General features: G+C 71.6%; 13 protein-coding genes. 9 read left to right on the top strand and 4 right to left on the bottom strand.

Features of this window, described 5'->3' with window-relative positions; translation table 11 throughout:
* The first annotated feature begins 26 nt into the window (after positions 1-26).
* Complete coding sequence (locus D7W81_RS08635) at positions 27-548, top strand: hypothetical protein (protein ID WP_120554855.1); 522 nt, start codon at positions 27-29, stop codon at positions 546-548.
* A 49-nt stretch (positions 549-597) separates the two neighbouring features.
* Positions 598-2664, top strand: coding sequence for a S9 family peptidase (locus D7W81_RS08630; protein ID WP_120554854.1), 2067 nt, complete (start codon positions 598-600; stop codon positions 2662-2664).
* Between the two features lie 111 nt (positions 2665-2775).
* On the opposite strand, the gene D7W81_RS08625 is transcribed toward D7W81_RS08630, so the two are convergent.
* From D7W81_RS08625 to D7W81_RS08615, 3 genes are all read right to left on the bottom strand, one after another.
* Positions 2776-3369, bottom strand: coding sequence for a GNAT family N-acetyltransferase (locus tag D7W81_RS08625; RefSeq protein WP_120554853.1), 594 nt, complete (start codon positions 3367-3369; stop codon positions 2776-2778).
* Positions 3370-3481: 112 nt separating this feature from the next.
* Entirely contained in the window at positions 3482-4780 is a 1299-nt protein-coding gene (locus tag D7W81_RS08620; protein ID WP_120554852.1) for an OmpA family protein, read from the bottom strand.
* A 36-nt stretch (positions 4781-4816) separates the two neighbouring features.
* Positions 4817-5176 (bottom strand): DUF4398 domain-containing protein, encoded by a 360-nt coding sequence (locus D7W81_RS08615; protein ID WP_120554851.1) that lies wholly within the window; start codon positions 5174-5176, stop codon positions 4817-4819.
* 240 nt (positions 5177-5416) lie between these two features.
* Between D7W81_RS08615 and D7W81_RS08610 the strand changes: the two genes are divergently transcribed.
* The 5 genes from D7W81_RS08610 (at position 5417) to D7W81_RS08590 (ending at position 8584) form a co-directional block, all read left to right on the top strand.
* A complete protein-coding gene (locus tag D7W81_RS08610; RefSeq protein WP_120554850.1) occupies positions 5417-6301 on the top strand; it encodes a 5'-3' exonuclease in 885 nt (294 codons plus the stop codon).
* Positions 6302-6308: 7 nt separating this feature from the next.
* Complete coding sequence (locus D7W81_RS08605) at positions 6309-6749, top strand: group II truncated hemoglobin (protein WP_120554849.1); 441 nt, start codon at positions 6309-6311, stop codon at positions 6747-6749.
* Complete coding sequence (locus D7W81_RS08600; protein ID WP_120554848.1) at positions 6746-7198, top strand: type II toxin-antitoxin system RatA family toxin; 453 nt, start codon at positions 6746-6748, stop codon at positions 7196-7198. Before D7W81_RS08605 ends, D7W81_RS08600 begins: the two co-directional genes overlap by 4 nt.
* A gap of 9 nt (positions 7199-7207) precedes the next feature.
* Positions 7208-8023: a hypothetical protein gene (locus D7W81_RS08595; protein ID WP_120554847.1), complete on the top strand. Its 816-nt coding sequence runs from the start codon at positions 7208-7210 to the stop codon at positions 8021-8023.
* A gap of 81 nt (positions 8024-8104) precedes the next feature.
* Complete coding sequence (locus D7W81_RS08590; RefSeq protein WP_120554846.1) at positions 8105-8584, top strand: DUF4126 family protein; 480 nt, start codon at positions 8105-8107, stop codon at positions 8582-8584.
* A gap of 13 nt (positions 8585-8597) precedes the next feature.
* Here D7W81_RS08590 and D7W81_RS08585 read toward each other — a convergent pair whose 3' ends face one another.
* A complete protein-coding gene (locus D7W81_RS08585) occupies positions 8598-9452 on the bottom strand; it encodes a hypothetical protein (RefSeq protein WP_120554845.1) in 855 nt (284 codons plus the stop codon).
* Between the two features lie 138 nt (positions 9453-9590).
* Between D7W81_RS08585 and D7W81_RS08580 the strand changes: the two genes are divergently transcribed.
* Entirely contained in the window at positions 9591-10310 is a 720-nt protein-coding gene (locus tag D7W81_RS08580) for a sterol desaturase family protein (protein ID WP_120554844.1), read from the top strand.
* Between the two features lie 48 nt (positions 10311-10358).
* On the top strand, positions 10359-12036 hold a 1678-nt coding region (locus D7W81_RS44635; RefSeq protein WP_147445387.1), incomplete at its 3' end, for an amidase.

The following is a 12036-nucleotide window of genomic DNA, read 5'->3' as shown; positions in this document are numbered from 1 at the left end:
ACTTTCGCGGGCCGGGAGAGGACACCATGAAAAAGATGGGTGAGCAGGAGCTGGACGGGGTGCGGCGGGAAGCCCTCGAGACGGAAGCCCGGTGGCGTGCGCTGGCGGCGAAGCTGGCGGAGCTGGGCGGGGAGGAGATGGACGCGCAGCTGCTGGTGACGTTCCGGGGCGCGCGGGACGCGGGGGCGGTGCCGCCGGACGCGGGCTTCTTCCTCGTCGCGCACATCCTGACGGCGATGGCGGACGAGGCCATCGCGGAGGATCCGCGCGTGCGGATGCGCGCCACCGAGCTGGACACGATGGAGCGCGAGTACGGCCTCACCGGCGAGGGCTGGCCGGAGGGAGAGCTTCCACCGGAGGACTGGGAGGCCCTGTGCGTGGAGTACGAGCGGGCGTGTGACGAAGCGCGCGCCGCGTTCTTCCGCGCGTACGGCGAGGAGGAGATGGCGCGGCTGTACCAGCATCAGCGCGTCACCTTCCACCACCGCTTCGAGAGCGGCCGGCGCTTCTTCCACGGCCTGCCCATGCTGCCTGCGCAGCTGCACTGAGCGGGAGGTCCGCTAGACTCCGCCTCCTGTGTCTTTCGGGAGGCGGCGGATGCGAGCGGGAAGCCTGGCGGTGGCGGTGGGCTGTTGCGTGTGGGGCGCGCTGGCGTTCGGGGCGGCGCCCCCGCCCGCGTCCACGCCCGCGCGGCTGGAGGCCAGCGCGACGTACGACGCGCTCCAGCGCGTGGTGCGCATCCGCGAGGTGACGCTGTCGCCGGACGGCACGCGCGTGGCCTGGGCGGAGTCGGTGCCGGGGACCGCGGAGGCCGCGCGGCTCCACGTGCGGGAGCTGGCGCATCCGGAGCGGGCGCCGGTGCGCGTCACCGCGTCGAAGGACGGCGCGCCGTGCGCGGAGGGCTCGCTGTCGTGGAGCCCGGACGGCCGGCAGCTCGCGTTCCTCTCCACGGCGGGCGAGGGCCGGGCGAAGCAGCTCTACGTGGCGGACGCGTCGGGAGCGGGTGGCCCCGCGCGAAGGCTCACCACGATGAAGGGCGTGCTGGCGGCGCCGAAGTGGTCTCCGGACGGGACGGCCGTGGGGCTGCTCGTCATTGAAGGTTCCGAGGACGCGCTGGGGCCTCGGGGCCCCGCGGCGCGCGAGACGGGCGTCGTGCAGACGTCCCCGCCGGTGAAGCGCTTCGCGGTGGTGACGGTGGAGGATGCGCGGCTGCGGCTCGTGTCGCCCGCGGGGCTGTTCATCCACGAGTACGCGTGGAGTCCGGAGGGTGCGCGCGTGGCGGTGACGGCCTCGCCGCCGCCGGGGGACGCGAACTGGTGGAATGCGCGGGTGTACGCGGTGGAGGCGGGGACGGGGGAGACGTCGCTCCTGCACGCGCCCCGGTGGCAGGTGGCGGAGCCCGCGTGGAGTCCGGATGGCCGGCAGCTCGCGTTCATCGAGGGCCTGATGAGCGACGAGGGCAACACGGGTGGGGACGTGCTCGTGGTGTCGGTGCCGGAGCGGCTGGCGGCGAAGGTGCGGTTCGGGGAGAAGGCGGTGCTGCCCCCGAAGGTGCCGCCCGCGCGCAACGTGACGGACGGGTTGAAGGCGACGGCCACGGACCTCTTCTGGCCCAAGGTGGAGCGGCTGGTGTTCGTGGCGCAGGCGCAGGGCGAGGCCGCGGTGATGGCGGTGGCGCCAGGCGGCGGAGAGGTGGCGACGCTGTGGAAGGGCCCGGAGCACGTGAAGGTGTCGCTGGGGAAGGATGGCGTGACGAGCGCGGTGGTGCGCGACTCCATCACCCAGGCGCCGGAGCTGTGGACGGGGAAGGTGGGGGCGTGGAGGCAGATGACGCGCCTCAACGCGGACGTGCGCGTGGCGGTGGGTGACGTGCGCAGCGTGACGTGGACGCGCGACGGGCAGGCCGTGCAGGGCTGGCTGGTGTTGCCGGTGCCGGGCGCGTCCGGACGCAAGGCGCCCATGGTGACGTCGGTGCACGGCGGTCCCGCGGCGGGCGTGCTGCCCGGGTTCAATCCGCAGACAACGCTGTTCGTGTCGCGGGGCTACGCGGTGTTCATGCCCAACCCGCGCGGGAGTTATGGGCAGGGTGAGGCGTTCGTGCAGGCGAACCGCCGCGACTTCGGCTTCGGGGACTTCGACGACGTGCTGGCGGGGTTGGATGCCGTATTGGCGTCAGCGCCGGTGGACCCCACGCGGCAGGGCATCACGGGGTGGAGCTACGGCGGCTTCCTGACGATGTGGGCGGTGACGCGGACGCAGCGCTTCCAGGCGGCGGTGGCGGGCGCGGGCATCGCGAACTGGCAGAGCTACTACGGCACGAACCACATCGACTCATGGATGCTGCCGTACTTCGGAGCGTCGGTGTACGACGAGCCGGAGGTCTACACGCGCTCCTCGCCCATCAACGGCGTGAAGCAGGTGCGGGCGCCCACGCTGGTGCTGCACGGCGAGCGGGACATGGAAGTGCCCGCGTCGCAGGGCTACGAGTTCCACAAGGCGCTGAAGACGTTGGGCGTGAAGACCCAGTTGGTCATCTACGCGGATGAAGGCCACAGCCTGCGCAAGCCCGAGCACCAGAAGGACCGGCTCCTGCGCACGCTGGACTGGTTCGACGCGAACCTGCCGGCGGAGCCGAAGCCGAAGGTGCGGGCACCCTCGCGCTGAGCCCTGATGGGCCGCCCCGGCGGCGGCGAGCCGCACGAACTGGTCCGACAGTCGGACCAGTTGGGACCGTGTCGGGCGGGAGGGGGCTGACCTGGAGGCCCGAGGGCGTGGTCAGGGCCCGCCGCGGATGCCGGGTTCGGGTGGGGCCACGAGCGAGGTGAGCACGTGGTCGCGCCACTTGCCGTTGATGAGGAGGAAGTCGCGGGCGTAGCCCTCGGGGATGAAGCCCAGGCGGCGGAGGACGGCGGCGCTGCGCAGGTTCTCCGGCAGGTGGTTGGCCTGGAGCCGGTGCAAACCCATGGCACCGAAGGCGAAGTCGCAGAAGGCGCGGAGGGCCTCGGTCATGAGCCCCTTGCCTTCGTGGCGGTGGTCCAGGCCATAGCCCAGGTCCGCGGCCTGGAGTGGCCCCCGGCGGATGTGGGCGAGCGTGGCGTTGCCAATGACGGGCGCGAGCGCGAGGGGCTGGCCCTTGGGGAGGATGAACACGCGCAGGGACACGTCGTAGCGGAAGTCCTCGCGGTCCTGGGCCAGGCGCGTGCGCCAGTAGGCATTGGAGAAGAAGGTCGCAGGGCGGGCCGGAGACACCGGGCCCAGGTGGTCCTTGTTGGCCACGTGGTACGCCAGCACGCGCTCCGCCGAGTCAGGCGGCAGCAGCATCAGGTGCAGGCGCTCGGTGGTGAGCAGGACGGGCGACTTGTCGGTCATGGCGGAGTTGGACTTCAAGGGTAACGCGCTCCCTTGGAACGTGCGCGCATGAAGAAAAAGGTCCTCACCCGCGCGGGTGAGGACCTTCGTGCTCTCGGGTCGAGAGCGTGCGTTACTGCCCGTGGTCCATGGGCTGCTGGGGCACCTGCTGCTCACCACTGCCACCGGTGCCCTGATCCGGCTGCGGGCTCTGGTGGTCGATGCCTGCTCCGTGCGGCTCGGGGTCCGTGCCGCTGCCACCCGTGCCTCCCGGCTGCGCGTTCTGGCCCTGGTCCTGGTCGCCCTGGGCCGGCTGCTGCGCGCCGCTGCCTCCCACGCCGCCGCTGCGCGACGGCTGGGCTCCGGCCACGTTGCGCTCCACCACGATCTCGACGCGGCGGTTGTTCGCGCGGCCCTCGGCGGTGCCGTTCGACGCCACCGGGCGCTCCTCACCCAGGCCTCGGATCTGGATGCGCTCCGCCGGCACGCCCTGGTTCACCAGGAAGTTCCGCACGCTCTCCGCCCGGCGCTCCGACAGCTGCTCGTTGTAGCTGTCCGCCCCGCGCGAGTCCGTGTGGCCTTCGATGAGCAACGGGTTCTTCGCCTCCTTCAACGCCGTCGCCACTTCCGACAGCCGGTCGCGCGCCGCCGGCAACAGCTCCGTCGCGTTCGTCGCGAAGAGCACGCTGCCCGACAACGTCACCACCGTGCCGCGCGCCTCTTCACGCACCTTCACGTTCTCATCCTGCAGCTTCGTCAGCGCCTGCGACGCGCGCTGCTCCGCCTGGAGCCGCGCCTGGCGCTCCTGCTCCAACTCCTGCGTGCGCTGCTGGAGTTGCTGGTTGAGCTCCGCCAGCCGCTGCGCCTCGGCCTGCTGCTGCTGCAGGCGCTGCTGCATCTCCGCTTCCATCTGCTGGCGCTGCTGCGCATCCGCCGTGCGCATGCGCTCGGCCTCCTGCGCGCGCTGGGCCTCGAGCTGCTGGCGCTGCTGATCGTACTGCTGACGCTGCTGATCGTAGAGCTGGCGCTGTTGTTCGTACCTCGCGCGCTCCTCCTCCTGCTGACGTGCCAGCGTCTGCGCGCGCGACTCCTGCTGCTGCCGCAGGGTGGCTTCCGCCTGGGCCCGCTGCTGCGCGGCCAGGTCCGCCTCACCGCGCGCGTCGGCGATCTCCGCCTTGCGCAGGGCCACGTACGCCAGCGAGCGCGTCTTCACCGACCCCTTGCTCTCCGCGTACTCGTTCTCCGCCTCCTGCAGGGCCGCCCGGGCCGCCGCCACGTCCGCGGGGCGCTCGCGGCCCTCGGGGCTCGTGGACACGTCGTGGTAGGCCTGACGCGCCGCGGTCAGTTCACTGGGCGGAGGACCGTGGGCACACCCCACCGAGAGCGCCGTGACGCCCGCGACCGCCAACCATCCAAATTTCCAACGCTGCATGACACGCTCCTCACAAGGCTAGGAAGGGTGGAGGACTCACTGACCGCGGATGGACTCGACCTGCTCGGAAGCCCGCCGCGCCTCGTTCTTCAGGGGCACCGCGCGCGCCAGCGCCGACGCGAGATCCGCGTCCGCGGCCGCTTGCCGGAACCGCAGCTCCGCGGCCTCCTGCTCACCCTCTTGAATCAGCCGCTCGCCATCCGCGATCTGCTGACGCGCGAACTCCAGGTGCCGCGCGGCCTCGGGCACGTTCGGCGCCTGCGAGTTCTCCGCCGAGCGGAGCGCCGCCTCCGCCTGGACGCGCTGCTGATGGGTGGACGTGGGAATCACCTGCGTGCTTGCACAGCCAAGGGCCGCGACAGAGAGCAGGGCGGCGGCGAACAGCTTCGGGCGCATGGATCACCTCATGCCGGTGGAATGCTGGGACGCTCCGGCGCGACCCAGAGGGAATCGGTCAGAAAATGGGCTGTGTGCCTCCGGTCGGCATCGGCGACCCTTCCGTGCCAGGGACGCTGGCCAAGGGGGTTGACAGGCGTCGTGTAGGGAACGAGGCGCAGATGCCGCGCAGGGCCGCTTCCCGCTGTCCCCGCGCACAGGCTGCTGGCCGTGCGGCGGGAGGGACGCTAGAGGGGGAACATGCGCCTGCACCTCGTGGACGGCACGTATGAGCTGTACCGGGCCCACTACTCGCCCCGGCCGGGCACCACCGCGCCGGATGGGCGCGACGTGAAGGCCACGGCGGGCGTGATGGATTCCCTGCTCGCCCTCTTGCACGACGAGCAGGAGGCCGTGACGCATGTGGCGGTGGCCTTCGACAATCCCATCCGCTCGTTCCGCAACGCGCTGTTCGCTGGTTACAAGGGAGACGAGGGCGTTCCGCCGGAGCTGCGCGCGCAGTTCGACCTGGTGGAGGAAGCGGTGGCGTCGCTGGGCGTGCGCGTCTGGTCCATGAAGGACCAGGAGGCGGACGACGCGCTGGCCACCGCGGCGGCGCGCTGGGCGGGCGAGGTGGAGCAGGTGCGGCTGCTCACGCCGGACAAGGACCTGGGCCAGTGCGTGCGCGGCCAGCACGTGGTGCAGGTGGACCGGCGGCAGCAGAAGGTGATGGACGCGGAAGCGGTGAAGGCGAAGCTGGGCGTGGCACCGGAGAGCATCCCGGACCTGCTGGCGCTGATGGGCGACGACGCGGACGGCATCCCCGGGCTGGCGGGCTTCGGGGCGAAGGGCGCGGCGGCGGTGCTCCAGGCGTATGGACACCTGGAAGCCATCCCGGACAGCGCGGCGGAGTGGACGGTGAAGGTGCGGGGCGCGGACAAGCTGGCTGCCACGTTGAAGGCACACCGTGAGGACGCGCGGCTGTACCGCACGCTGGCCACGCTGGTGGAGGACGCGCCCCTACCGGGCACCGCGTCGCTCGCCGACCTGGAGTGGAAGGGCGTGCCGGAAGCGCGCTTCAAGGCGTTCTGTGAAGGATTGGGATTGAAGAGCCTCCAGCGCCGGCCGAAGCGCTGGGCGGCATGAGGAAGCCATGAGCATGGAATTGAAGCCCCCACCGTCGGACGGCTGGGTCCCCACGCTGGACGACACCCCCTTCACCCGCATGGGCGGCGAGGCGCCCGTCCACGCGCTGGCGGAGGCCTTCTACGACGTGATGGACGCGGAGGAGCCCGCGCTCGCGGCCATCCACGAGCTGGACGCGGAAGGGAAGGTGAACCGGGGCACGCGCCAGCGCTTCGGCATGTTCCTGGTGGGCTGGCTGGGCGGGCCGCAGCACTACAGCGCGACGCACGGTCACCCCCGGCTGCGCATGCGCCACGGGCACCTGCCGGTGGACGTGGGAATGCGGGACGCGTGGCTGCGCTGCATGCAGAAGGCCATGGACAAACAGGGCATCACCGGAGGCCTGCGCAGCTTCCTGGATGACCGCTTCGCCCAGGTGGCGGACTTCCTTCGCAACACGGAAGGATGAGGCTCACGGAGTCCATCCGCATCACCTGTCCGCGCGAGCGCGTCTTCGCGTACACGCAGGACTACGGGCAGCGGCTCGTCTGGGACACGTTCCTGCGGCGGGCGGAGCTGATGGACGGCGCGACAGAAGCCGGGCCGGGTGTGAAGGCCTGGTGCGTGTCGTGGCATGGGCTGGGGATGGAGACGGAGTACGTGTCCTTCCAGCCGCCCGCCGTCACGGCGGTGAAGATGACGCGAGGCCCGCGCCTGTTCGAAAGCTTCGCGGGGTCGTGGCGGTTCGATGAGGACGGCCCCGGCGTCACGCGCGTCACCTTCACGTATGCGTTCACGCTGCGGCGCCCCTTCGGGGGGCTCACGCCGCTGCTGACGTGGATCCTGACGCGTGAGGTCCGGGGACGGCTGAAGGACCTGAGGCGGCGGCTGGATACGGGTGTCCCCGGCCCGGCATAGACTCGCGGTATGAGCACGCGGTTACAGCCGCCCCCCGTCACGCCCTCCCTCGATGAGCTGGTCCCCCTGTTCGAGGAGGCGGCGAGGGCCTCCGGCTCCTCACGGGCCCTGAAGGCGGGATACCTCAACGCCATCATCGCCCGGTGGGTCCAGACGGAGGACCCGGGGACGCTCGCGCCCGCGTTGCACGCGCTGCTGGCGAAGGAAGGCGTGAAGCAGCTGGTGGACGAACAGGGCACCCCCGTCAGCACCGCCGCGACCGAGGCGCTGCTGGCCATGTCCTATCCGCATCCGCTGGAGGTCTCTCCGGAGCACCTGGAGGCGCTGCGCCTGCAGCAGGAGCCCGCTGTTCCACCCGCGCCCAAGGGGTGGATGCTCACGGTGCTGGCCGCGGCGACCGGGGTCCAGGCCTTCTTCTTCGTCCTGGCGGACGACATGCGGCGCATGACCTTCGGGCTCACCGCCGACCAATTGGCGGGCGACCCCTCCTTGCCGCACCTGCCGGATCATGGCTTGTTGGAGGCGACCCTTCTCCGGCTGGAAAAGGACGTGTGGTGGTCCGTGCGGCCCCTGGTGCCCTGGGGGCAGGTCGCCATTGCCGCGGTCCTCTATTACTTCGCCACGGCCCTCGCGACGACGGCGCGGGAGCGCACCCTGTCCCGGCGCGGCTTCCTGGGGCTGGGCGCCGTGGGCTTCGTGCTGGGCCTGCTCCCCATGCAGTACCACGCGCACTGGGGAACGCTGACGGCCGCGGTGGGCGCGCTGCTCGTGGGGCTGATGCTCCGGGGCCCCAAGCCCGCGCCGTCCGTCCCCCCGGCCGCCTGAGTGGCTGCCCGCCCGGCGGTGGCCGGACGGGCGCCGCGCCCCCACCCTCCAGTTTTCACCACGCAGCTGGGGGTTGGACCCATGCGAACGAACAATGACCTGTGGACGGCGGCGGGCTTCGGCGTCCTCGCCGGGATGCGCAGCATGACGGCGCCCGCGCTCCTCACGCGCGAGTTCTCCCGCAAGCCGACGCGCGCCTTGAAGCGCTCACTGCCGGGCCTCACGTCGAAGAAGGTGGCGAAACGCCTGGGCGTCCTGGCGCTCGGCGAGCTCGTGGGGGACAAGGCGCCCACGACCCCGCCGCGCATCAAGTTCGCGCCACTGACCGGCCGCATCCTCGCGGGCGCCATCACCGGCGCCGCCGTGTCGCGCGACCGCAAGGGTCCGAGGGTTGGCTTCGCGCTCGTCGGCGCCGTGGCCGCCATCGCCTCCAGCTACGTCTTCTACGGCCTCCGCCGCTTCGTCACGCAGAGGCTGCGAGTGCCCGACCTGGCCGCGGGCCTCATCGAGGACGGCCTCACGCTGGCCCTGGGCTCGCGCCTCACGCGAGCGCTGCGGTAGGCGTCACGCGGGCTCACCCCGGCGCGGCCTTGCCGGCGGTGAGCCTCGCCTCCAGCCGCGCCAGCACCGCATGCTCCGCGCGCGCCCGCTCCGCCAGGGGCGCGAAGAGCAGCCGCGAGCGCAGGCCCATGCCTTCCGTCAGTTCGAACTGGCGCAGGTCCTCTGGCAGCGCGAGCAGCACCTCGCCCAGCGGCCGCACCCGGTGCAGTTGGTACGATCCCGCGGCCTCCAATGCGCGCACCACATCGGCTTCGGTCTCCGCGCGGGCCAGGGCCTTGCGCGCCTGGTCCTCGTACCGCAGACCCGCCTCCACCCGCTCCTCCAGGTCCGCGAGCACCGCCGCCGACGTGCGCTGCGCCTCCTTCACGAGCCGCAGCGGATCCAACGCCCGCTCCACGCGCCTGCGCACCGCCGGGGACAGCGCCTTGGCCCGTCCCTCCACGCGTGACAGCACCGCGCCGCGGTAGCTCGCCGCGAAGCAGACCGCGAACAGCGCCTCCTCCAGCGGTGCCCGCTCCCGCGCGGCCAGTCCTTCCGCCAGCGAGCACAGCCCTTCCCCCGTGAGCACGTACCGGCGCCCCCGGGGCAGTCCCTTCGCGGGTGCGCCGGTGCCCGCCTCCGCGTGGCCCGCGCGCACCAGCCGCTCCAGCGTCCGCCGCACCTGGGTCAGGTCGATGTCCTGCGACGGCCGGGTGACGTCGTGCTCCACCCAGTTGGTGAACAGGAGGAAGAAGAACCGCACGTCCGACACGCGGAAGCCGCCCGCGCGAGCCCCGGCCCCATGCGCCGCGAGCAGCGCCGCCTGCACGAACGTGGCCTGCGTGTCGATGTAGCCCAACCGCGCCGTCAGCGTGCTGTTCCGAGCCATGGCCGGGAGGATGCCAGCCCCCGCCCGCTCCGTCCCATTTCTCCGAGGTGACAGTGTCTGTCCGAACAAAAGACATCCATGGGGACTTCGTTCGTAGAAAGGAACAGCCTGGAGCCGAAGTCACTGAAAGGGTTTCCCATGCTGCCCTGGCTCGTCCTCATCGCCGGTGTCTGCTTTCTCATCGAACGGCTGTCGCTCGGCTGGAAGCTGCCCCGGGTGCGCGGCTGGCACCTGCGCGTGGTGCTCATCAACCTGGCGCAGGTGGGGGTGGTGGTGCTGGGCGGGTACACCTGGGACCGGTGGTTCTCCGCGTACTCGCTCTTCCACCTGTCCCGGCACGTGGGCCCCGTCGTGGGCGGGGTGCTGGCCTACCTCATCGCCACGTTCGTCTTCTATTGGTGGCACCGCGCCCGGCACGAGAGCGACGTGCTCTGGCGGCTGTTCCATCAAATCCATCACAGCCCGCAGCGGCTGGAGGTCATCACCAGCTTCTACAAGCACCCGCTGGAGATGGCGGCCAACAGCATCATTGGAGGGCTGCTCGTGTACACGGTGCTGGGGTTGAGTCCGGCGGCGGGCGCCATCTACACGGCCTGCTGCGCGCTGGGCGAATACTTCTACCACACCAACATCCGCACCCCGCGCTGGGTGGGCTGGTTCTTCCAGCGGCCGGAGATGCACCGCATTCATCACGAGTACGGCAAGCACAAGAACAACTACGGCGACCTTCCCCTCTGGGACATGCTGTTCGGCACCTACGAGAACCCCGCCACCTGGGACGCCACGTGTGGCTTCGACGACGCGAAGGAACAGCGGCTGGGGGACATGCTCGCCTTCCGCGACGTGCACCGTTCGTAGGCGGTGGCACACTGGCGCCCCCTTCGCTTCATCCGTGAGGTTCGCGCCATGAGCAGCTCGCGTCGGCAGTTCCTGACCCACACCGTGATTGGACTCGCGAGCACCGCCGTCTCCGCGGCGCCGGACGCGGGCACGTCCGCTCCGCCCGCCGGGGCGCCGCCCACCTTCGGCGCGGGCCCCACGGTGGGGCCGGAGGTCAGCCCCACCACCTTCGCGGAGGCCGAAAAGCTGATGCAGGTGCAGCTCACGCCCGCCGAGCGCACCCAGGCCGCGGGCAACTGGCGCGTGTCCCTGGCTCCGCTGCACGAGCGCCGCACCGGTCCGCGCAAGCTCGCGCTGGAGCCCGAGCTTGCGCCCGCCTCGCAGTGGAACCCGTCGCTGCCAGGGCTCAAGTCCAAGGCCCCCGCGAAGGACCGCTTCGTGCGCAGCCGTGGCGCGAAGGTGCCGCTGCCCACGAAGGAGGAGGACATCGCCTTCGCGCCGCTCACGCAGCTGTCGCGCTGGGTGGAGTCGCGCGCCATCACGTCCGAGCGCCTCACGCAGCTCTACCTGTCGCGGCTGAAGCGGCATGACCCGAAGCTCCAGTGCGTCATCACGCTGACGGAGGAGCTGGCGCTCCAGCAGGCCCGGCAGGCGGACCGGGACATCGCGGCGGGCCGCTACAAGGGGCCGCTGCACGGCATCCCCTGGGGAGCGAAGGACCTGGTGGACACCGCGGGCATCCGCACCACCTACGGCGCCGAGCCGTTCCGCGACCGCGTCCCCACCACCGACGCCGCCGCCGTGGCCCGGCTGCACCGCGCGGGCGCCGTGCTGGTGGCGAAGCTCAGCCTGGGGGCGCTCGCGCTCAACGACATCTGGTTCGGCGGCGAGACGAAGAACCCGTGGCTGCCGGAGGAGGGCTCGTCGGGCAGCAGCGCGGGGCCGGGCGCGGCGACGGCGGCGGGGCTGGTGGGCTTCTCCCTGGGCAGCGAGACGGGCGGCAGCATCATCTCGCCGTCCATGCGCTGTGGCATCACCGGCCTGCGCCCCACCTTCGGCCGCGTGCCGCGCACGGGCGCGATGACGCTGTGCTGGTCGCTGGACAAGCTGGGGCCCATGACGCGCGGGGTGGAGGACTCGCTGCTGGTGCTCGCCGCGCTCAACGGCCCGGACGCGGGCGACGTGGCGAGCGTGCCCGCGAAGCTGGACTTCGACGCGAACGCGCCCGTGAAGGGATTGCGCGTGGGCTACGTGCCCGCGTGGATGAAGGAGAACCCCGCCACGGACGTGGACCGCCAGGCGCTGGAGACGCTCAAGGGGCTGGGGATGACGCCGGTGGAGGTGCAGTTCCCAGACTGGCCGTACTCCGCCCTCAACGTCCTCCTCTTCGCGGAGGCCGCCGCCGCCTTCGAGGAGCTCACGCTCACCCACGGCGTGGACGCGCTGAAGATGCAGACGCCCGACGCGTGGCCCAACCTCTTCCGCCAGGCCCGCTTCCTGTCCGCGGTGGACTACGTCCAGGCGGACCGGCTGCGCCGCAAGGTGGCCCAGGAGATGGCGCGCATCATGGGCGGGGTGGACGTGCTGCTCGTGCCTTCGCTGCGCGACGAAGCCCTCACCATCACCAACCACACGGGCCACCCGTCCCTCACGCTGCGCACCGGCTTCGTGGAGGTGTCCAAGGCCCGCAGCGACTGGGCCCCGGCTGTCTCTTATACACATCTCCGAACCCACGAGACATGCG

Source organism: Corallococcus aberystwythensis (assembly GCF_003612165.1).
Taxonomy (GTDB): domain Bacteria; phylum Myxococcota; class Myxococcia; order Myxococcales; family Myxococcaceae; genus Corallococcus; species Corallococcus aberystwythensis.
The sequence above is the reverse complement of the archived record's forward strand: the minus strand, read 5'-3'. Positions and strand labels throughout refer to the sequence as shown.

What these genes read in the sequence shown, in the direction of transcription:
- D7W81_RS08590 (WP_120554846.1), top strand. Translation starts at nt 8,105, where the DNA reads ATGCGAACGAACAATGACCTGTGGACGGCGGCGGGCTTCGGCGTCCTC.
- D7W81_RS08605 (WP_120554849.1), top strand. Translation starts at nt 6,309, where the DNA reads ATGAGCATGGAATTGAAGCCCCCACCGTCGGACGGCTGGGTCCCCACG.
- D7W81_RS08610 (WP_120554850.1), top strand. Translation starts at nt 5,417, where the DNA reads ATGCGCCTGCACCTCGTGGACGGCACGTATGAGCTGTACCGGGCCCAC.
- D7W81_RS08580 (WP_120554844.1), top strand. Translation starts at nt 9,591, where the DNA reads ATGCTGCCCTGGCTCGTCCTCATCGCCGGTGTCTGCTTTCTCATCGAA.
- D7W81_RS08595 (WP_120554847.1), top strand. Translation starts at nt 7,208, where the DNA reads ATGAGCACGCGGTTACAGCCGCCCCCCGTCACGCCCTCCCTCGATGAG.
- D7W81_RS08625 (WP_120554853.1), bottom strand. Translation starts at nt 3,369, where the DNA reads ATGACCGACAAGTCGCCCGTCCTGCTCACCACCGAGCGCCTGCACCTG.
- D7W81_RS08585 (WP_120554845.1), bottom strand. Translation starts at nt 9,452, where the DNA reads ATGGCTCGGAACAGCACGCTGACGGCGCGGTTGGGCTACATCGACACG.
- D7W81_RS08620 (WP_120554852.1), bottom strand. Translation starts at nt 4,780, where the DNA reads ATGCAGCGTTGGAAATTTGGATGGTTGGCGGTCGCGGGCGTCACGGCG.
- D7W81_RS08615 (WP_120554851.1), bottom strand. Translation starts at nt 5,176, where the DNA reads ATGCGCCCGAAGCTGTTCGCCGCCGCCCTGCTCTCTGTCGCGGCCCTT.
- D7W81_RS08600 (WP_120554848.1), top strand. Translation starts at nt 6,746, where the DNA reads ATGAGGCTCACGGAGTCCATCCGCATCACCTGTCCGCGCGAGCGCGTC.
- D7W81_RS08630 (WP_120554854.1), top strand. Translation starts at nt 598, where the DNA reads ATGCGAGCGGGAAGCCTGGCGGTGGCGGTGGGCTGTTGCGTGTGGGGC.
- D7W81_RS08635 (WP_120554855.1), top strand. Translation starts at nt 27, where the DNA reads ATGAAAAAGATGGGTGAGCAGGAGCTGGACGGGGTGCGGCGGGAAGCC.